This window comes from Clostridiales bacterium (assembly GCA_014799665.1).
Classification (GTDB): domain Bacteria; phylum Bacillota; class Clostridia; order Christensenellales; family Pumilibacteraceae; genus Anaerocaecibacter.
This window is the reverse complement of record JAAVHP010000007.1, coordinates 222,218-242,866: the sequence shown is the minus strand read 5'-3', so window position 1 is coordinate 242,866 and position 20,649 is coordinate 222,218. Positions and strand designations below refer to the sequence as shown.

General features: G+C 48.3%; 19 protein-coding genes. 2 read left to right on the top strand and 17 right to left on the bottom strand.

Annotation, left to right across the window (positions count from 1 at the left end):
- Positions 1 to 82: 82 nt before the first annotated feature.
- The 6 genes from dnaK to lepA form a co-directional block, all read right to left on the bottom strand.
- On the bottom strand, positions 83 to 1,879 hold the full coding sequence (gene dnaK / locus HDT28_03735; protein ID MBD5131689.1) for a molecular chaperone DnaK: 1,797 nt from the start codon (positions 1,877 to 1,879) through the stop codon (positions 83 to 85).
- A 45-nt stretch (positions 1,880 to 1,924) separates the two neighbouring features.
- On the bottom strand, positions 1,925 to 2,485 hold the full coding sequence (locus tag HDT28_03730; GenBank protein MBD5131688.1) for a nucleotide exchange factor GrpE: 561 nt from the start codon (positions 2,483 to 2,485) through the stop codon (positions 1,925 to 1,927).
- Positions 2,486 to 2,520: 35 nt separating this feature from the next.
- On the bottom strand, positions 2,521 to 3,606 hold the full coding sequence (gene hrcA, locus HDT28_03725) for a heat-inducible transcription repressor HrcA (protein ID MBD5131687.1): 1,086 nt from the start codon (positions 3,604 to 3,606) through the stop codon (positions 2,521 to 2,523).
- 182 nt (positions 3,607 to 3,788) lie between these two features.
- Positions 3,789 to 4,364: a DUF3267 domain-containing protein gene (locus HDT28_03720; GenBank protein ID MBD5131686.1), complete on the bottom strand. Its 576-nt coding sequence runs from the start codon at positions 4,362 to 4,364 to the stop codon at positions 3,789 to 3,791.
- A gap of 8 nt (positions 4,365 to 4,372) precedes the next feature.
- Positions 4,373 to 5,467, bottom strand: coding sequence for a radical SAM family heme chaperone HemW (gene hemW, locus HDT28_03715; GenBank protein ID MBD5131685.1), 1,095 nt, complete (start codon positions 5,465 to 5,467; stop codon positions 4,373 to 4,375).
- On the bottom strand, positions 5,464 to 7,266 hold the full coding sequence (gene lepA, locus HDT28_03710; GenBank protein ID MBD5131684.1) for an elongation factor 4: 1,803 nt from the start codon (positions 7,264 to 7,266) through the stop codon (positions 5,464 to 5,466). The genes hemW and lepA overlap by 4 nt, the downstream gene beginning before the upstream one ends.
- Before the next feature lie 185 nt (positions 7,267 to 7,451).
- On the opposite strand from lepA, the gene HDT28_03705 reads away from it, so the two are divergent.
- A complete protein-coding gene (locus tag HDT28_03705) occupies positions 7,452 to 8,189 on the top strand; it encodes a glycerophosphodiester phosphodiesterase (protein ID MBD5131683.1) in 738 nt (245 codons plus the stop codon).
- Positions 8,190 to 8,210: 21 nt separating this feature from the next.
- The gene (locus tag HDT28_03700; GenBank protein MBD5131682.1) at positions 8,211 to 8,738 is read left to right on the top strand and encodes a GtrA family protein; all 528 of its coding nucleotides are present in this window, start codon (positions 8,211 to 8,213) and stop codon (positions 8,736 to 8,738) included.
- Positions 8,739 to 8,805: 67 nt separating this feature from the next.
- On the opposite strand, the gene HDT28_03695 is transcribed toward HDT28_03700, so the two are convergent.
- The 11 genes from HDT28_03695 to HDT28_03645 all read right to left on the bottom strand — a co-directional run bounded on the left by HDT28_03695 (position 8,806) and on the right by HDT28_03645 (position 20,640).
- Positions 8,806 to 9,540: a hypothetical protein gene (locus HDT28_03695; GenBank protein ID MBD5131681.1), complete on the bottom strand. Its 735-nt coding sequence runs from the start codon at positions 9,538 to 9,540 to the stop codon at positions 8,806 to 8,808.
- A 31-nt stretch (positions 9,541 to 9,571) separates the two neighbouring features.
- Positions 9,572 to 9,802: an HPr family phosphocarrier protein gene (locus HDT28_03690; GenBank protein MBD5131680.1), complete on the bottom strand. Its 231-nt coding sequence runs from the start codon at positions 9,800 to 9,802 to the stop codon at positions 9,572 to 9,574.
- A gap of 86 nt (positions 9,803 to 9,888) precedes the next feature.
- On the bottom strand, positions 9,889 to 11,292 hold the full coding sequence (locus HDT28_03685) for a glucose-6-phosphate isomerase (protein MBD5131679.1): 1,404 nt from the start codon (positions 11,290 to 11,292) through the stop codon (positions 9,889 to 9,891).
- Between the two features lie 132 nt (positions 11,293 to 11,424).
- Positions 11,425 to 11,970, bottom strand: coding sequence for a ribosome-associated translation inhibitor RaiA (raiA, locus tag HDT28_03680; GenBank protein ID MBD5131678.1), 546 nt, complete (start codon positions 11,968 to 11,970; stop codon positions 11,425 to 11,427).
- A gap of 88 nt (positions 11,971 to 12,058) precedes the next feature.
- The gene (locus HDT28_03675; protein MBD5131677.1) at positions 12,059 to 14,554 is read right to left on the bottom strand and encodes an ATP-dependent Clp protease ATP-binding subunit; all 2,496 of its coding nucleotides are present in this window, start codon (positions 14,552 to 14,554) and stop codon (positions 12,059 to 12,061) included.
- Between the two features lie 18 nt (positions 14,555 to 14,572).
- Positions 14,573 to 15,580 (bottom strand): protein arginine kinase, encoded by a 1,008-nt coding sequence (locus tag HDT28_03670; GenBank protein MBD5131676.1) that lies wholly within the window; start codon positions 15,578 to 15,580, stop codon positions 14,573 to 14,575.
- Between the two features lie 18 nt (positions 15,581 to 15,598).
- Entirely contained in the window at positions 15,599 to 16,111 is a 513-nt protein-coding gene (locus HDT28_03665) for a hypothetical protein (GenBank protein MBD5131675.1), read from the bottom strand.
- A 56-nt stretch (positions 16,112 to 16,167) separates the two neighbouring features.
- Positions 16,168 to 16,638 (bottom strand): CtsR family transcriptional regulator, encoded by a 471-nt coding sequence (locus HDT28_03660; GenBank protein MBD5131674.1) that lies wholly within the window; start codon positions 16,636 to 16,638, stop codon positions 16,168 to 16,170.
- A 198-nt stretch (positions 16,639 to 16,836) separates the two neighbouring features.
- Positions 16,837 to 17,349 (bottom strand): zinc ribbon domain-containing protein, encoded by a 513-nt coding sequence (locus HDT28_03655; GenBank protein ID MBD5131673.1) that lies wholly within the window; start codon positions 17,347 to 17,349, stop codon positions 16,837 to 16,839.
- Positions 17,350 to 17,384: 35 nt separating this feature from the next.
- Positions 17,385 to 17,870: a cytidine deaminase gene (locus tag HDT28_03650; protein ID MBD5131672.1), complete on the bottom strand. Its 486-nt coding sequence runs from the start codon at positions 17,868 to 17,870 to the stop codon at positions 17,385 to 17,387.
- Positions 17,871 to 17,961: 91 nt separating this feature from the next.
- Entirely contained in the window at positions 17,962 to 20,640 is a 2,679-nt protein-coding gene (locus HDT28_03645) for a calcium-translocating P-type ATPase, PMCA-type (GenBank protein MBD5131671.1), read from the bottom strand.
- Positions 20,641 to 20,649: the final 9 nt, after the last annotated feature.

Genomic DNA, 20,649 nt, shown 5'->3' with positions numbered 1-20,649 from the left:
TTAACTCCGCAATCTCTAACTAACCGCTACAAGCCGTGGCATGAGCCACGGCTTGGCTAACGGTTTTGTAACTTATAATTAATTAGTTGTTGTCGTCGACCTGTTCGGGATTTTCGATAACAACGTCTTCCTCGGGCGGAGGAGTATTCTCGTAGAGCTTGGAGAATATGCCGTTGGAAAGCTTTTGCAGGGATTCGACGGCGTCGCGGATAGCTTCGAGGTCGTCGGTCTTGACGACTTCTTTAACGTTAGCCATCTCTTTGTTGAGCTCGGTCTTGTCGTCGGCGGATACGGTATCGCCGTTCTCGCGAAGGAACTTCTCGATAGAACCGATAAGCATATCCGCTTGGTTCTTGGAGTCGACGATTTCCTTGCGCTGGGCGTCCTCGTCCGCGAACTTCTCCGCGTCCTTGATAGCCTGCTGGATCTGCGCTTCCGTAAGGTTGGTGGAAGCGGTAACGGTAACGCGTTGCTCTCTGCCGGTACCCTTATCCTTAGCCGAAACGTGAACTATACCGTTGGCGTCGATATCGAAGGTAACCTCGATTTGAGGGACACCGCGGGGTGCAGGCGGAATGCCGCCGAGCTCGAAGCGCGCAAGCGTTTTGTTGTGCGCGGCGATCTCGCGCTCGCCTTGAAGAACGTGAATGTCAACGGACGGCTGATTGTCGGTAGCGGTCGAGAAAACCTGGGACTTCTTGGTAGGGATAGTCGTGTTTCTCGGTATAAGCTTGGTGAATATACCGCCGACCGTTTCGATACCGAGCGACAACGGAGTAACGTCGAGCAAGAGAACGTCTTTAACCTCGCCTGCAAGAACGCCGCCCTGAATAGCCGCGCCGATAGCGACGCATTCGTCGGGGTTGATGCCCTTGAACGGCTCTTTGCCGGAAAGCTTGCGAACGGCTTCGCCGACCGCAGGGATACGGGTCGAACCACCGACCATGATAACCTTGTCGATATCGTTGTTGGTGTAGCCCGCGTCCGCCATGGCTTTCTTGGTAAGCTCGATGGTGCGGTTAATAAGCTTTTCGGACAAAGCTTCGAACTTGGCACGAGTGATCTCGTATTCAAGGTGAAGCGGGCCGTTAGCGTTGGAAGTAATGAACGGAAGGCTGACCGTCGTCTTTTGCGTGCCGGAAAGCTCGATCTTGGCGCGCTCCGCCGCTTCTTTAAGACGCTGCATAGCCATACGGTCTTTGCTGAGGTCTACGCCGTTATCGTTCTTGAACTGGGTAACGAGGTAGTCGATGATGACTTGGTCGAAGTCGTCACCGCCGAGGCGCGTATCACCCGAAGTCGCTATAACTTCGAAAACGCCGTCGCCGATTTCGAGAATCGAAATATCGAACGTACCACCACCAAGGTCGAAAATGAATACCTTTTGGCTGGAATTCTGACCTTTATCAAGACCGTACGCAAGCGCCGCCGACGTAGGCTCGTTGATAATACGCAAAACTTCGAGACCCGCGATACGGCCTGCGTCCTTGGTTGCCTGACGCTGCGAGTCGTTGAAGTATGCGGGAACGGTAATAACCGCCTGGGTTACCGTTTCGCCGAGATAGGTTTCGGCGTCCTGTTTAAGCTTGGTAAGGATCATAGCCGAGATTTCTTGCGGCGAGTAGTCCTTTTTGTCGATGTTTACCTTTCTCGACGTACCCATATCGCGTTTGATCGATATGATGGTCTTGTCGGGGTTGGCAACGGCTTGACGCTTTGCAACGTCGCCTACGAGCCTTTCGCCGTCTTTTGCAAAACCGACGACGGAAGGAGTCGTGCGCTTGCCTTCTGCGTTGGGGATGACGACAGGTTCGCCACCTTCGAGAACAGCCACACAGGAATTGGTAGTACCTAAGTCAATACCAATGATTTTGCCCATAAAATTAATCCTCCGAAAAATTGTTTTAATTAGAAAATATATTGCTTAATTGGCGACTCTGACGACGCTGTGCCGCAAAACGCGGTCGCCCATTTTATAGCCCTTGTTATAAACCTCGACGATCATATTGACCTTAGAGGGATCGTTCGTCTTGGTTTGCATAACCGCGTTATGTAAATTGGGATCGAACTGCTGACCGAGCGCGGGGATCTCCTCCACGCCGAACGCCGCAAGAACGTCTAAGATTTGACGGTATATCATCTTAACGCCCTCGGCAACCTTCTCGTCCGGAATGGACTGAATAGCCTGCTTTAAGACGTCGAGCGACGGGATAAGCCGCTCCAAAACGGCGCATACGCCATCCTCTTTAAGCTTTTTATTGCCCTCGTTTACACGTTTGCGGTAGTTATCAAAGTCTGCTTGCATACGGTTAACGAGATTGGACAACTCCTCCGAGCGTGCCTTTTCCTTAACAGCTATCGCCTGAGCAATGCTGAGCTGCTGAGTGGCGTTTGCGATTTGATCCTGCAACGCCTTGTACTCCTCTTGCCTAAGCTCGACGACTGGTAGCTCGCGTGTGCGCTCTCTCGTTTTTTCGTCGTTCATTGTTACCTCCGATCGATGATTGTTTTGTTAAAAAATTATTGTTCGTCCGACGTATCGGTATTTGTAGCTTCGTCGTTTTCGTCAGTCTCGCTTGCGCCCTTGCCCTCAGGTAACATTTGCACCGTTTTGGACAGATAGTCGAGTACCGATACAACCTTACTGTAATCCATGCGGATGGGCCCGATGACACCTGCGTTGCCCACCGTAACGCCGTCTATATTGTAAGACGCGGTTACGATCGCGCATTCGGGCATTCCGTCACGAATTTCGTTGTCCCTGCCTATCTTGAACGTGATATTCACGTCGTCAGAGTTTTGCAGGACGGGAACGAGTTCTTCCTTGGCGTCCAAAAATTCGAGCATTGCTTTCGCTTTTTTGAGGTTGGCGTATTCGGGCTGTTCGAGGATCTTGGAGCTGCCTTCGAGCACGATGTCGGAAAACATTTCCTCGTGCGAATAATGCTTTAAGATACCGATTATGGTATTGAAAACCTTTTCGTACTCTTTTTTTACTTGTTTTACAATGTGCTTGGGCTTGTTGATCTCACTGATCTTATGCCCGCCGAAAACTTCGGTAACGAATCTCGATGCTTGGTCGCAATATTCGTCAGTAACCTCGCCGTCTATATGCACCGTTGCGTCTTTGAGAACGCCGAGGTTGGTGACGATTATTACGAGAGCCGTCGAACTCGTGATACGCACTATCTTAATATTTATGATAGTTGCGTCGTCGTTGTTTTGAACGTACGCTACCGAGGTAAGGTTTGTGATCTCCGATATGACCTTTGCCGTGCTTTTGAGCACGTCGTCAAGCTCGGTGACTTTTTTGTTAAAATAACGCTTAACGATTTTCAATTCCGAGCGCGTCAGCTTACGGCGCGGCATGAGCTTTTCAACGTACAGCCTGTAAGCTTCGGCGGTAGGAACTCTCCCCGACGAAGTGTGTATCTGAGTCAGATACCCCATTTCTTCGAGAGCCGCCATTTCGTTACGAATAGTTGCGCTAGAAAGCGCCGGGAGATGCCGTTCCTTTATTTCGGTGCTCGACACGGGCTGACAATTTTCGATATAACCGTCGACCACCGCTTGAAGTATTTTTTCTTTGCGTCCCGTTAATCCCATTTATTCGTACATTCGTTATATAAATTAGCAATCCTATACCTTGACTGCTAAAATTATTCTATCATATACACTTATCTTTGTCAATCATTTTTATAAAAATTTTCAAACAGATTTCCAAAAATAGTATGTGACAAATCGACTCATACACAATATATATCCAAAGTTACTATAATATAAATAAATTACTTTTTATCAACGGGTATATAAATAACTATATCCGTACCGCCGTCGACAATAATCGAGCGAAAAGGACTGCGCGCTACGCGGATGATCATGATGAAATCGGCAACAGAGCCGAAAACATTGTACATAAGCGGCATGAACGGCAGCGGAAAATATATCGGAGGAAGCAATACGCACAGCGGAATAAGAGCCGCGTTATAAAATATAAACGGAAAGGACGCGCCGAAAAAATATTGCGCCTTGTTAAACATAATATCGGGCGAGCCGCAGTATGCGGCAAGCTTTTCAAACCTGATCTTCGGCGCTTTGCCTGTCGTTATCAATATCGCAAAGGCGTGAGCGTACTCGTGAACGTACGGATATATAAGACACAATACCACCCCGCATAAGATATAAACGATATACATTCCAAATGCTTCACCAAGCATTCTCAAACAGTAATTTAGAACCGCGCCGATCAAACAGCTTAAAACGATAGCTATTACCGCAAAAGTATTAAGCTTGTGAAGCAAACGCAGTCTGGGATCTAACATATTAAGTCGCGACACCGCTTTATATTCGTAAACGTTTTTCATATTCTCTCCTACACCATAAGTTCTTCGATAATTCCGTTCATGACGAACATATAGTTCGGCGCAATAAAAAATCGACCTTCCTGTACTAGGCACGCCTTATCGTTTATCAAGCGATCGACCGCACTTTTGTTCTTCTCGATAAAATCGTAGCAGAACCGAGACAAAAAGTCTTTTAGGTTTATCCCCCGCTCCGTCCTCAGCCTCAGCATAACGTATTCATTATATAAGTCATCGGGCGTTAAGCTTACGTATCTTCGCTCGGGCGCGGATATATAATCGGTTATACGGTCCGTATGTCCGTATCTTCTCGTTCCGCCGTCGTAGCCGTGCGCCGCAACGCCGAATCCAAGATACGGTTCGCACAACCAATATTTGCCGTTATGCTTGCTTTGCTTATTCGGCTTGGCGAAATTACTCACCTCGTACCGTTCGAAGCCGTATAAGCTTAGCCTATTCCGTGCAAGGTCGTACAGATCAGCTATTCGATCATCGTCTGTTGCGTAGCCATCTTTAAAAAGCGGCGTGCCTTCTTCAACTGTCAGCGCATAGACCGACGCGTGCGTGCAGTATTTTGCAAATATATCGATAGAATTTATTATATCTTTTTCGGTTTGGTGCGGCAAACCCAAAATCAAATCGGACGAAATATTATCAAACCGCGAGCTTATTAATTCAATTGCCCGAATGAACTTCTCTTTGGTATGCACCCTGCCGATAGCGTTCAATACGCGATCATCAGCCGACTGCAAGCCGATACTTACGCGGTTAACGCCACACTCTATACATTCGTTTACAAATCGTTCATTTACGCTCTCGGGGTTGCATTCCACTGTTATTTCGGCACATGGATCTACGGAAAACATTTCGCGCACGGCGTTTATTATATCGAGCAGCGCTCCGCCGTACAAGCACGACGGCGTTCCCCCGCCTATGTATATAGTATCGACGGTGCTTCCCTTCTCGGGTGCGGAACGAATTTCTTTTATGAGCGTATCTACGTAAGCGTGTTGCAACGAAAAATCGGAAACCGATACGAAAGCGCAGTATTTACACTTAGCTTTACAAAACGGTATATGAATATAAACACCGTAGGCGGAGCTCATTTCTTGTCATCCAGTTTGAGGACTGACATGAACGCTTCGGACGGTATTTCGACCGTACCGAACTGGCGCATACGTTTTTTGCCCTCTTTTTGTTTTTCGAGAAGCTTCTTTTTGCGCGTAACGTCACCGCCGTAGCATTTGGCAAGAACGTCTTTCCTGAGCGCTTTAATCGTTTCGCGGGCAATTACCTTGCCGCCGATAGCAGCCTGAATAGGTATTTCGAACAGCTTACGCGGAATAACCTCTTTTAATTTTTCCGCCATGGCTCGTCCCCTGCCGTACGCTTTATCGCGGTGCACTATAATACTGAGCGCGTCGCAAACCTCGCCGTTTAAAAGTATGTCGAGCTTGACGAGATCACTCGGGCGGTAGCCTGCTTGCTCATAGTCGAAGCTCGCGTAACCGCGCGAACGGCTTTTAAGCCCGTCGAAAAAGTCGTATACTATCTCATTCAGCGGCATAGTGTAAGTGAGCAAAACACGTGTTTTTTCGATATAAGTCATATTGATATACTCGCCGCGTTTGTCCTGACACAGATCCATGATAGGACCGATATATTCGGGCGGAGTATAGATCGACGCAGTAACGACGGGTTCTTCCATGCGCTCAATCTCGCCTGTGGGCGGGAGATTTGTGGGGTTGGTCACCTCGGTCATGCCGTTTGCTGTATAAACCTTATACACAACGCTCGGCGCGGTCGTGATTATATCGAGATCGAACTCGCGTTCGAGCCGTTCCTCGATAATCTCCATATGCAAAAGCCCTAAAAATCCGCAACGAAAACCGAATCCAAGCGCCGACGAAGTTTCGGGCTCGTAGAACAGCGACGCATCGTTCAGTTTGAGTCGTTCGAGTGCGTCTTTTAAATCCTCGTAGCGTGAACCGTCGGCGGGATAAATTCCGCAGTAAACTACGGGCTTGACCTTTTTATAACCGGGGCAAGGCTCGGCAGTCGGGTTGTCGGCAAACGTTATGGTATCGCCGGGCGCGGTATCAGCTATCGATTTAATGGAAGCACAAATATACCCTACGTCACCCGCCGAAAGCTTGGCGATCGCAACGGGCTTAGGCTGGAACACGCCAACCTCGGTAACATCATAGCACTTGCCGTTAGCCATCATCGTTATGCGGTCGCCCGCCTTGACCGAGCCGTCGACAATGCGCACCAAACACACCGCGCCTTTATAGTTATCGTAGTACGAATCGAAAATGAGCGCTTTAAGCGGTTTACTCTCGTCGCCCGACGGCGGCGGAACTTGTTCGGCGATCGCTTTAAGCACCTCGTCTATATTAATGCCTTCCTTAGCCGAAATGCACGGCGCTTGGTCGGCCGGCAAGCCTATAATATCCTCTATCTCTTTTTTAACTTCATCGGGGCGTGCCGCGGGCAAATCTATTTTATTGATAACGGGCACGATTTCGAGATTATTATCGAGCGCAAGATAAACGTTGGCAAGCGTTTGCGCTTCTACGCCCTGCGCCGCGTCCACGACAAGAACAGCGCCCTCGCACGCCGCGAGCGACCGCGAGACCTCGTAGGTAAAGTCCACGTGCCCGGGCGTATCGATAAGGTTAAAAGTATACTTTTCGCCGTTATGGTGGTAAAACATTCTAACGGGCGTCAGCTTGATCGTAATGCCGCGCTCGCGCTCAATATCCATGCTATCGAGCATTTGATCGGACAGCTCGCGCTTGGAGAGCGTAGCCGTCGCTTCCATAAGCCTATCGGCGAGCGTTGATTTGCCGTGGTCGATGTGCGCAATAATACAAAAATTGCGAATAAACTTTTGCCTATCCATACGAAAATTATAGCATAATCTTTGAAAAACAGCAATAAAAATCAATATATAGGTCAAAAAATAACTAAATTTATTATTTGTGGGTAAAATCTATTGAAAAAAAATTTGAAAGATGATATAATTGTATTGCCTATTGTTGTTTTTAGATAAACGAACAAACGGGCAACTTTACAAAAAGGTTTATTATGGAAACTAAAACTTCATGGGTTCTCAGTAACCCGATAGCGCACCGCGGACTGCACACGTTCGAATTGCCCGAAAACTCGTTGCCCGCGTTTGAAAATTCAGTTAAGCACGGGTTCGCTATTGAACTCGACGTTCGTATTATTGATGACCGCACGGTGGTAGTATTTCACGACGAGAAATTGAGCCGCATGGCGGGAAAGGACGGCTACGTATCCAGCCTTAAAGCCGCCGATTTGAATGAAATCAAACTTGCCAAAACCGAGTTCGGTATCCCCACCTTTGAGAAGGTGCTCGAAACGGTAAATGGCAAAGTTCCAATTCTTATAGAAATCAAAAAGGCCGAACAATCGTTCGCGCTCGAAGAACGACTTATCGATATGCTTAAATCGTACAACGGCGATTACGCAGTCGAGTCGTTCGATCCGACTTCGCTGGAATACTTCCATAACAACGTGCCGCAAATCATGCGCGGGCAGCTTTCGTCGTACTTCCGTCATTCCGAGCTCGACAGACCTCGGCGGATAAGATCCAAGCTTAAAAAATTGAAGTTCAACGACATATCCCACCCCGATTTTATTGCGTACAATGCACATTATTTGCCTAACAAATACGTTAAAAATGCGGGGCTGCCGATAGTCGCTTGGACTGTACGTAGCGAGCTTGCCGCGCAAAAGGTACTCGAATTTTGCAGCAACTATATTTTCGAAGGGTTCATTCCCAAAACGACTAACGACTAAACGCACCGTAGATAAAACAAAATGAAGTTTCATTTGTTCGGCGTATTCAAAAATAAGCAAACCACGCTTGAATTTTTAAAATCGATCGTCGTGGGCTGGGCGTCGAACGCCGTCGATTTTTTATTGACGGCGATATTTTTGTATGCGTACGGTAACGAACACTATGCGGGCTTTTGGGGCGTGTTTTCGGGCGCAACCAAGGACGGAATTCCCTACTCGCCGTCCGTTTCGGTATATATAACCGCAACGGTGATAGGGTTTGTTGCGTCGGTTGCCGTCAATTACATTCTTTCGTCCGTATTTGTTTACAAGTACGGCAACGTAGGCAAAACCAAGCGCGGATTTGCCAAGTTCATGATATTCTCGGCAATCGGACTCGGATTAACCTCATTCGGCAGTTGGATCGGCTACGATGTAATCGGCGGAAATATGTGGTTAGTCAAGCTTATCGTTCAGCTGATAGTATTCGTATATAACTTTATCACCCGCCGTTTGTTCATTTTCAACGTAGATTTAATTCGCGACGACGAAAACACGATAAACCTATAAAAACCCAACAAAATATAAAACCCTGTAAGAAACAACTTACAGGGTTTTATTTTTACCGTAATATTAATCAGTCGGCTAAATGCTTAATATCGTATTCGAGTTTCTTGAAGATATCAAGCACTGTTTTGGATGATTTAAAAAAGTACGCGACTCCGTACTTAACGCCAAGAAAGGACGAAATTATCTGATCGTAATCGTTAGAATCTAGCGCTCGAGTCAAGCCCTTAACGCATGCCGCGAATTCGGCGCGTTCTATGGTCGCCGAAATTTCCGCATTTGCAATCTCGATTATGATATTAACGCAGTTTTTTGCGTCCGCTCTTAACGACGAAGCTACCTTTTCATCGCGCAACGCTGCAACGTCTTTTAGCGCGTCGGCCTGCGCGAACAGGCTTCGGCAGTACCGTTCGAACGGCGCGAGTATTTCAAGGCAAAACCTAGCATACGACTCATTGAGCGACGCGCTGTGAAAGTACGCGCTCAGGAAATTTTGCAACGGCATTTTGCCCGCGTCAATATCCAAAAGTATACGGAATACGAGCGCAATCGCCTTTTTCGGTTCGGTAGGCAGTGAAAAAATATTATTAGTGCTTATACATTCGGAAAAAGTAAGTTCGTAATCGAACCCGTATAGTGCCATGCCAAACATAGAATACAGCTGTTTGTTATCGGCAATCGCCTTTAACAGAGCCGTAATCTTGGTTTCCGCAATAACAAACTTACAATTCCTTAAATTTTCGCACGCAGTCAAAAACTCACCGAACCCGTCGGCTTTCATACTGTCGATATAATCGCGTCGCATTTATTTCACCCGAAAAGTAGCCAATACTTACTTATTTCGCAATAAATTTATTGATATCCTTCAATAATTCGTCGCAGTTATCGTTATAAATCTCGCAAGCAATGGGTTTTACAAGATCGAGCGAGAAAATACCCAAAAGCGACTTTGCGTCTACGACGTAACGCCCGCTATGTAAGTCTATTTCGTAGGGATAGCGCGATACCACGTTGACGAACTCTTTTACGCTCTCGGTGGTGGGGAATTTAATTTGAACTGATTTCATAACAACCTCCGTTGGGTTTAATTACTAAAAGTGTAACATAATTGTTAGGGTTTTGCAATACGTTTTCGAAAATTTAATTTAAGATTTTAGCCGATTATGTAATTATCGTCTTTCTTTATCGAATTAAGTTCTTTAAGCTTTTGCTCGTAGCCTGCGCGCCCGATCATGGCGAAGGTAGCCTTTTTGCCCTCCTCAACACCGGGCTGGTTGAAAGTATCGATATTGAGGTAAGCACCCGCAAACGCGGTTTCGTACATATAGTACATAAGGAGCTCGCCTACCGTTTCGGCGTCCACTACAGGCATAATGATCGTAAAGTTCGACCTGCCCGCCTTGGTAAGCGCATACTCGGTCGACTTGCGCTCGGCAGTGATAAGCTCATTAAGCGTGTGACCTTTTAAGAAATCGCCTATTTCCGCGCTCTCGGTCTTGGGTATATCGACCGTTGCGCCGTAGTTCTCTACGCCGATAAAGGTAACTACTTTATCGTAAGGGCCCTCGGTATACAGCTGAACTTGGCTGTGCTGATCGGTAACGCCGAGCGATTTAGCGGGAGTTTGACCGCAGTTTACCGTTTTTCCCGCATTGTCGACAGCCTTGCCGAGCGACTCCGCCCAGATTTGGCAGTAGAAGTCCGCCATTGTTTTAAGCCCGTCGGCGTAAGGCATCATGACCGAAATATTCTTGCCCGCTTCCATCGACTTGACTTGCAAAAACGCCGTCATGAGCGCAGGGTTTTTGGTGATATCCGCACATTCGCACGCTTTGCGCATTGCACGCGCGCCGGCGATCATTTTGGCAATATCGATACCCATAACGGCAAACGGCACGAGACCGACGTTGGAAAGGACGGAGAACCTGCCGCCGACGCCTGCAGGAATACCGAAAATCTTAAAGCCTTCCTTCTGCGCGCAGTTATAAAGCGCGCCCTTGCCGATAGTGGTCGTAACAAAGATATGCTCTTTGGCTTCCTTTTCGCCCAACGCTTTTTTTAGCAGGCTGTAAAGGATAAGGAATTGGCTGAGCGTTTCACTCGTTTCGCCCGACTTGGTTATAACGTTAAAATAGGTGGTTTTAATATCGACTACGTCGAGAAGGGACGCCATACGCTCGGGGTCTACGTTGTCTTCTACGTAGATTTTAGGAGCTTTACGCATTTCCTTAGGCAGCTCGTTATGATGCAGGTGCAAAAGTGCGTTGAACACGCAAATTGGACCGAGCGCCGATCCACCGATACCGAGCACGACAAAGCTCGACGCCTTGTCGCGAATCGCCTTGCCGAACGTATTGAGCTCGGCGACCTCTTTATCGCTGATGAGCGGGCTGTCCGTCCATTCCTGCCAGCCCTTGCCGCTGTTATCGATAACCTCTTTAAAGGCGGCGGCGTGAGCGGCTTTTGCGCCGGTAATGTCAGCATCTTTAATACCGTGCGAGCCGATGGATTTTTCCATCATATTGTTGTAGTCGAATTTGAGCTTCATTATGTATATCTCCGTTCAAATAAGATTTTTATCGTATATATTTTAGCATTTACGATACAAAAAATCAAGCGATACGATACCTATATAACAGCAAAAATGCCGACAAATTTTGCCGACATTTTTGGTATAAACTATAATAGATTATACGACCGTTTCGATAAGACCGTAGTTGCCGTCGTTACGAACGTACAAAACGTTGATAGAATTGGTCGATTTGTTAAGAAATACGTAGAAATTATGCCCGACGAGTTCGAGTTCCTCTATCGCGTCGTCAATGCTCATGGGAACTAGCGTATAGCTCTTGGAGCGAACGACCGTCTTTTCCTTCTCGCCTTCCTCTATGATTTCTTCTTCTACCGACAAGCCCTTGGCGCGGAACTTCTTGGACTTGGAAGCGATCTTTTTGTGATGACGAATGATTTGCTTTTCGAGCTTAGGCAGTGCCAAGTCGATATTATTGTACATATTATCGCTCGTAACCTCGGCGCGAAGCACGGTGCTGTCGAGCAAAACGGTAAGTTCGAGCGTGTACTGATCGTTTATACTGCGGGTATTACCCTTTTTAAGCCCTATCTTAATGCGGGTATCGTCGTCGAAAAACTTATCGAGCTTTTGAACTTTCTTTTCGATAATCGTCTTAAGCTTGTCGCTTGCGTCGTAACCTTTGCAAAGATATTCAATTGTCATGATTTTGCCTCCTATTCGTATGCTTTGTAGTTATATTATACCAAATTAATGCGCGATTGTAAATGCCTTTTTGAAAAAACTTAGTTATTTATCCTACAACTATTTTTCCGTCGACACAGTCCACGCGAACGGTGCTGTCGTTCTTTATCTTGCCGTCGATGATCGCCTCGGCTATCTCGTCCTCTACGTTCTGCTCGATCACTCTGCGCAGCGGTCTTGCGCCGTATTCGGCGTCGTAGCCCTTGTCGATGATCCATTCGAGCGCAGCTTGCGAAATAGTGAGCGAAATGTTCCTGTCTTTAAGCGAGTCTTCCACCTTATTGAGCATGATCGCCGCAATTTTGGTAACGTCCTCCTTGGACAGCTTATCAAATACGCAAATCACGTCTATGCGGTTAAGGAACTCGGGACGGAATGTAGCTCTCAATGCTTTCATATACGCATCGTTTTGAACGTCGGCATCCTTTTTGCCTACAGCGTTAAAGCCGATCTCGCGCTTGGTCACGGCGTCGGTCGCGCCTGCGTTACTCGTCATTATTATTATCGTGTTCTTAAACGAAACCGTGCGCCCCTGCGCGTCGGTAAGCCGACCGTCGTCCAATAGCTGCAACAGAATATTGAACACGTCGGGATGCGCTTTTTCTATCTCGTCGAACAAAACCACCGAATACGGATGGCGCCGCACCTTTTCGGTCAACTGCCCGCCGTCATCGAACCCAACGTATCCGGGAGGCGCGCCGATAAGCTTAGACACCGAATGCGACTCCATAAACTCGCTCATATCAAGGCGGATCGTAGCGTTCTCGTTATCGAACATAGCTTCGGCTAGCGCCTTGGTAAGCTCGGTTTTGCCTACGCCCGTAGGACCGAGGAATATAAACGAGCCGATAGGCCGGCCGTCGCTTTTAAGCCCTGCGCGAGCGCGGCGTATCGCTTTTGATACAGCTTCTACGGCGTTATGCTGACCGATAACGCGCTTATGCAAGATTTCTTCGAGGTTTTTAAGCCGCTCGCTTTCGGTTGCCGTAAGCTTGTTCACAGGTATTTTCGTCCAGCGCGACACCACGTCGGCTATATTTTCGGCGTTAATGGTAAGCGTGCACTTCTCTTGCGCCGCGGCGTTTTGTAGAGTGCGCGACTTGATCTTTTTATCGAGCTCCTCACACTGCTTTTTGTATTCCTCGGCTTGCGCAAAGTCTTTACGCGCCGCGCTCTCGTTCATTTTTCTCGAAGTTTCGACAAGCTTTTCGGTCAAATCCTTAATATCCTCGGGCTCGCCCGAAATACTGACCTTAGCGCAGCTCATCGCCTCGTCGATCAGGTCGATTGCCTTATCGGGTAAAAACCTGTCCGAAATATACTTATCCGAAAGCTTAGCGGCGGCAATGATCGCCTCGTCTGATAACTTTACCTTATGGAAGTTCTCGTAGTTGGTGCGTAAGCCTTTAAGAATTTCTATCGTCTGATCTACGGTGGGCGGCTCGACAGTTATCGGCTGGAAACGACGCTCCATAGCCTTATCTTTTTCTATATACTTGCGGTATTCTTCGGTAGTCGTCGCGCCTATCGTTTGCAGCTCGCCACGCGCAAGATAGGGCTTTAAAATATCAGACGGCGTAACCTCGCCTTCCTTAGAGCCCGCCTGCATGAGCGTATGAAGCTCGTCGATAAACACAATTATATTGCCGCTGTTGATTATAATATCGATAGCCGATTTGAGCTTTTCTTCGAGCTGACCACGGTATTTTGTGCCCGCCATTAGCGAGCCGATATTGAGTGAGAATATGATATTGTTTTGAAGCTGGCGCGGCACCTTGCCGTCGACGATCGCTCGGGCAAGCCCGTCGATTATCGCACTCTTACCTACGCCCGGTTCGCCGATAAGCACCGGATTGTTCTTGGTCTTGCGGCAAAGAATTTCGATAAGCCGCTCGACTTCGCTCTCCCTGCCGATAACGGGATCGAGCTTGTTCTCGCGTGCCTTTTGCGTAACGTCCACGCCGAGATCGGCAAGCTGCTGCGGCAGCCTGTTAGACGGACCTTTTACGCCCGAACCGTCTGCGGGGCGTTCGTAGTCGAACGACTGCGGCGCGCCGAACATTGCGCCGAACATAGTGAACGGGTTTTCGCCAAAAGACGATTGCTTTTGCATATCGCGCTGAATGAGCGATATGATCGACCGACGGAAAAGCGCGGTATCTACGTTGAAAATATGGAGCAGCGCATCAACCGCCACGCAGTTTCGATCTTCGAGTATCGCAAGCATTAAAGAATCGGGTGTAATGAGCGGTGCGCCGAACTGCGTTGCATAGTTGTACGCCGCAAACGGTATCGTTTCTTTGATACGCGGCGAATCCACGGGATCAGTCGACACTGTGTTGTTTGTTTCCGCTTCTTCGCGGAACAACGCGATCATGCCGTCGGGCGAAAGCTTGTTCGCCGAAAAAATCTTAGAAGCGCAACAATCTACTTTGAGAATGCCGTAAAGTAAATGCTCCGTACCCGTAACTTCGTTTGAATAGTATTTAGCTGTTTGCCTTGCTATTTCGTACGCTTTTTGCGCGTTATCGTCCATTGAATACATAATTAAAACCCTCCCTTATTACTGTTTGCGTTTGCAAAGATTATTAAGCGCCGACAAAAGATACTTAGCGCGTAAAGTATCGCGTTCTTCTACGTTCATACTGTCGCCGCTCAATATTTGCATACTCGCGGGCTGTACCGCCGAAATGAGATTTTGAAAGCTACTCTCGTCGGAAATATCGATATACCCGTAATATGCGCCGAGCCTAATTAGCGCCAAATATTGCATTGCTTCCGAAGTAGCGAGCTTGTAGGCGTTGGTCGCGATGCCCCAAGCGCGGTAGATTTTGTCCTTTAATAACGTTTCATCGCGCTTTAATAGCTGACGGGCACGCAGCTCCGCGTCTACAATATGATTGATAGCACCCTTGACTGCTTCTATTATATCACTCTCTTTGAGCCCGAGCGTGCGCTGGTTGCTCACCTGATAAAGATACCCGTCGGCTTTACTGCCCTCGCCGTACACGCCGCGCACAGTCATGTTGATGCGCGCGACTTCGTTTATGCAAGCGTCGATCATATTCTCTATTGTAAGCGCGGGCAAAAACATCATGACGGACGCGCGCATACCTGTGCCGAGGTTTGTCGCACAGGAAGTAAGATACCCGAACCGATTATCGAATGCAAACTTGATACTCTTGCCGAGAACGTCGTCCAATCTGTTCACGCGGTCGTACGCCTGATCGAGCGCAAGCCCCGAAAGAATGACCTGCTCGCGGATATGATCTTCCTCGTTGACCATAACCGAAATGTTCTCGTCCGCGCTCACAAGCGCCGCACCGTACGGACAGTCTTCGAGAAGATCGGGGCTTATCAAATGCTTTTCCTGTAATTTCGTGCCTTCCGTTTCTGAAATATTGCTTATATCGTAGCGCGTGAATTTATCGTAACCGGATAACGCTTGCTCGACCGTAGTTACGATTTGCTTTGCCGGCTCTTTCGCTATCTTGTGCGGGAAAGGCAGCCCGTCTATGTTGCGGGCAAGCCGCAGTCTTGTGGAAATAATAGTCGAATTTAAACTGTTCATTTATTTCACCCCGCAAAATCAATTGCCGCGCTTGTTGCCGACAAGCGTTTTGAGCCTTTCGCCCAGCTCGCCGATTTTGGCGTAATCGCCGCTGTCAATCGCCGCTTGAAGCTCGGACTTTAATCTCGCTTCCTCGGTCGCCGTGTCGATTTCGCCCTGCGGTACTTTACCTACGTGCCTATCCGCCTGCTGTAAACGTTTGACCGACTGGGTTATGATCGGCTCGAACACATCGTAGCAGTGCGGGCAACCGACAAACCCCGTCTTGATAAAATCCTCGCTCGTAGTTTTGCAATTGGGGCAAATGAGCGCGCGGGTTTTCGGCGCTTGGAATAACCCGTTAAGATTAGACAAAAGCCCCATCGGCGATCCGTTAATAAGCTTACTGAGCATGTCGAAATTATCAAACCCCATATTGGGAGTATAGCTCTTGGCGCACTCGCTGCATAAACACATTTTTTCAACGTTATCGTTGTGCCGAACGTAAACGTCCGTTGTGGCTTCTCTAAGCCCGCATTTAGTACATTTCATAATAACCTCTTATAATCATTGATCGGTTGGTCACTGCTGATAAGCTACGTCAATTATTATTGCCCGTCATCGTCGTGCATTTTCAGCGTTTCAAGCAAAACGTTTTTCAGAATAGATCCGCGCAGCTTGTTTTTGGTAACGGTAGGCGCCAAAAGCGCTTTGTCGGTAATTGCCGCCTTGATCAAAGTAGCTTCCGTTGTAGTGAACACGCCGTCGGCAGTCAGCCTATCCAATATCTGACACGCTCTAACGTAGTCTATGCCCTCTGAAAGCGTTTGATCGATATACCGCATAAGCGTGTCGTCCGCACTCTCGTTAATTCGAATGAGCGTGATCGACCCCCCGCCTCCGCGCTTGCTCTCGGTAATGTACCCGCGCTCTGGCGTGAACCGCGTGGCAAGCACGTAGTTTATTTGGCTGGGCGCGACCGAAAAATATGTCGCAAGCTCGTTACGGTTAAAATTGACCGACAACTCGTCGCCCAACGTTTCCAGCAAAAACCGCTCTATTATATCGCTCAGCGTCACGCCGCACCTCCTTACAATTGTTAGACTGCTTTGACCTAAAAGTCAAAAGTCAAAGATAGTCAAACTCTATAATGAATTATATAACCTTATTATTCTCTTGTCAAGCACTTTTAATTATTTTTAAGAAATTTTTTAAATAAAAAATCGCGGAGTATTTCATCCACGATTTATAAAATTTATACTAACCTATATTTTTAATCAACCGAGCATTCCGGCTAAATCGTTCATTCCGTCGCCCAAGATAAATATTGCTATGCACATTAAAAGCACGAACAAAAATCCTATTATGGAAATTGCCAAGCAAATAATATCACGCGTACGAGTCAGCTTCCTTTGCTCTATGCTCTCGCCTAACGATAACATAAATCTGATGATACCCCAGGCAAGGAACGCTAAGGCGAAAAGCAATGCGAACACTCCGAGCGTTATTCCAAAGCCAAACGATACTAACGGTGTGTAAACACCGCAAAGTTGCATAAAAGTAAAAGCACAAGCGCCGAATATTACAAACAAAACCATGAAGCTTTTGTTAAACCAGCCGAAGTCAAGCGGCTTTTTCTCCGCTTTCGGCGCGGGCGCGGGGGCGTGCGCTGCTGCAGGCGGGTTTTCGGGCAGCGTAGTGGGATTATCGACGGGATCCGCCATGCCGCACTTAGGGCAGAATTTAGCGTAAGACGGTACTTCCTGACTGCAATGCTTACAATTAGCCATTTTATTTTCCTCCATATTCCTATGTTTTTACCTGATTATTTGCCCGATTTGGTAACGGTATCGGGTGCGCCGTTCTTATCGAATTTCTCTATCGCAACTCCCGCTTCCGCAAAAAGTTCGAGCGAGAACTCGTCGGGATAACCGTCCTCGTACACCACTCGGGTTATTCCGCTATTGATGATCATTTTAGTGCAGATAGAGCACGGCTGATGCGTGCAGTACAAGGTCGCGCCGTCTATGCAAATTCCCATTCTCGCCGCTTGAATAATAGCGTTTTGTTCTGCGTGCGTTGCGTAGCACACCTCGTGGCGCGTGCCCGACGGAATATTAAGCTCCCTGCGCAAGCAAACACCCTTTTCTTTACAACTCTTTACGCCAGAGCTTGCGCCGTTGTAGCCTGTCGTCATTATGCGCTTATTCTTAGCGATAACAGCGCCGACCTGGCGGTTTTCCTGATAGCAGCTCGACCAAGTCGCAACCGTATGCGCTATTTCCATAAAGCGCGCGTCCCACTTATCCATTGATACGTTTCCTCTGTTTTCCGTTTGAATTTAACAATACAAAGTATACCACATATCTAAACGCATTGCAATATATTTTTGAATTTTTCTTTTACTTTGCGGATAACTTTTTTCTGTCGAATATACGCATAAACAGCTTGACGATTTCGACCGCGGGAATGATCGCCGCCGAGCAAAGTATGACCGTAAGCCACTGCATACCGTTAAGCCACTGTAACGCGAATATCTTGTGCGTAGCGGGCAGCAACGCAAGCCCGACGGTGAGCGCCGCGCCGACTAAGAAAGATAAGAACATAAGCTTGTTCTTAAAGAAGTTCTTATTGAAGATACTGCCCGTAATGCTCTTGGCGTTGAAGCTGTGGAAAAGCTGGGTCAGGCACAGCGAAAGGAACGCCATAGTCGTGCCGACCTCGTGTCCCCAGCCCGTGAAGGTACAGCCAAGGAACACACCGAGCACGATTATCGTTTGGAATATGCCCTGATAGATTATATTTACTCCCACCTTGCCCGAGAACAAGCTATCGCTCGCGGGGCGCGGCGGGTACGCCATTACGTCGCTTTCGGGCGGTTCCATGCCGAGCGCAAGCGCGGGCAAGCTGTCCGTCACGAGGTTTACCCATAATAGCTGTATAGGCAGTAAAAAAACGTACGGCTGTTTATAGAACGCAAAGATTATCGTCGCGAAAAATAACGACAGCACCTCGGACAGGTTCGCAGCCAAAAGATATTGAATGGTCTTTTGCATATTACCGAAGATCGTTCGACCTTCCTTAACGGCGGTGACGATCGTCGCGAAATTATCGTCACTGAGCACCATATCGGCGGCGTCCTTGGTTACTTCCGTGCCCGTAATGCCCATGCCTACGCCTATATCGGCGGACTTAATACTCGGCGCGTCGTTCACTCCGTCGCCCGTCATTGCGACTATCATGCCGTTGGCCTGCCACGCCTTGACTATTCTGACCTTATGCTCGGGCGAAACACGTGCGTACACGCGCAGCTTTTTGACCTTACCGATAAGCTGCTCGTCGGTCAGTTTCTGAATTTCCGCGCCCGTTATCGTTTGGCGCGTATCGCTCGCAATACCGAGCGCCGAAGCAATTGCAAACGCCGTATTGGGGTTGTCGCCCGTTATCATAACGACTTCTATACCCGCGCTTTTACATAGTCTTACGGCGTCCTTTACTTCCTCGCGCGGCGGATCGATCATGCCCGAAAGCCCGACAAATATAAGCTCGCTCTCGTAATCGCCCGCCGTCGCTCCATTCTTCGGCTTATACGCGTACGCCAAAACGCGCAACGCCCTATCCGCCATTTGCTTGTTCGCAGACATAATGTCCGCCTTATCCTTGGGAGTTATAGGACGCACGGAACTACCGTCGAATATAAACGCACAACGTTTGATGAGCTCGTCTGGCGCGCCTTTTGTATAAACGGTATCGCCGCCTTTTTCGCGATTAACGGTAGTCATGAGCTTGCGATCGGAGTCGAACGGTATCTCGTCGACGCGCGGACAATCCTTATCGAGATCGAGTTTTTCGACGCCGTTTTTATGTGCGTAATCCACGAGCGCGGTTTCGGTCGGGTCGCCCATAGTGAGCGGGTTTCCGCGTTCCAACCTCACGGTAGTGTCGTTGCAAAGGCACATACACTTGTATAGCCGCTCAACCGCTTCGCCTTTCTTCGGCGAGAACGAGCCGCACGCATAAATATCCGTCACCGTCATTTTATTGATGGTGAGCGTGCCCGTCTTATCCGAACAGATAACGTTGGTACTGCCGAGCGTTTCCACGGCGGGAAGCTTTTTTATTATGGCGTTCTTTTTGGAAAGCCGCTGAACGCCGAGCGCAAGAATAATGGTAATAACCGCAGTAAGACTTTCGGGGATTGCCGCAACGGCGAGCGCGACAGCCGTCATAAACGAATCGATAACGCTGTCTACGGTGACGGACCCCGTACCCGCCGCGCAAAGTATGCCCATTACGAACACCGCAGCCGCGATAGCGAGTACCGCAATGGAAATGAACTTTCCTACTGCGTTAAGCTTTTTTTGAAGCGGCGTAACTGTTTTTTCGCCGCTGTCGAGCATGGTCGCTATCTTACCGATTTCGGCGTTCATACCGGTCGCCGTAACAACGCCCTCGCCGCGCCCGTATGTCACGGTACTCGAAGCGAACAGCATATTATCCCGCTCGCCGAGCGGAACCTCGCCGTCTATTGCGCGAGTAAATTTATCCTCTGCAACGCTTTCCCCCGTCAATGCCGAGGTTTCGGCTTTTAACGAAGCGCACGAAATAAGCCGAAGATCGGCAGGAACAATATCGCCCGCTTCGAGTATAACTATATCGCCTTTTACGAGCGCCGAGGTCGCTACCTTTTTCACCTCGCCGCCGCGTCGCACCTTGCAATAGGGCGCCGTCATGCTTTTGAGCGACGCCATCGCCTTTTCGGCTTTACATTCCTGAACTGTACCGATTACGGCGTTAAGAATAACGATAAACAGTATAATACCTACGTCTATAAAGTCCTCGTACTGTTTTTCGACAACGCCGATAACGGCGGACACTATCGCCGCCGCTATGAGTACGATAACCATTACGTCGGTAAACTGCTTAAAGAACTTTTTAACTACGCTCTCTTTCTTGGGTTCCGCGAGCTTGTTCTCTCCGCTCGAAATAAGCCGCATAGCCGCTTCGCCGTCAGTCAGTCCCTGCGCGGAAGTTTTCAGCTCGGCTAATACTTCATTTGCCGATTTATTAAAGTAGTCCAAAAAACCACC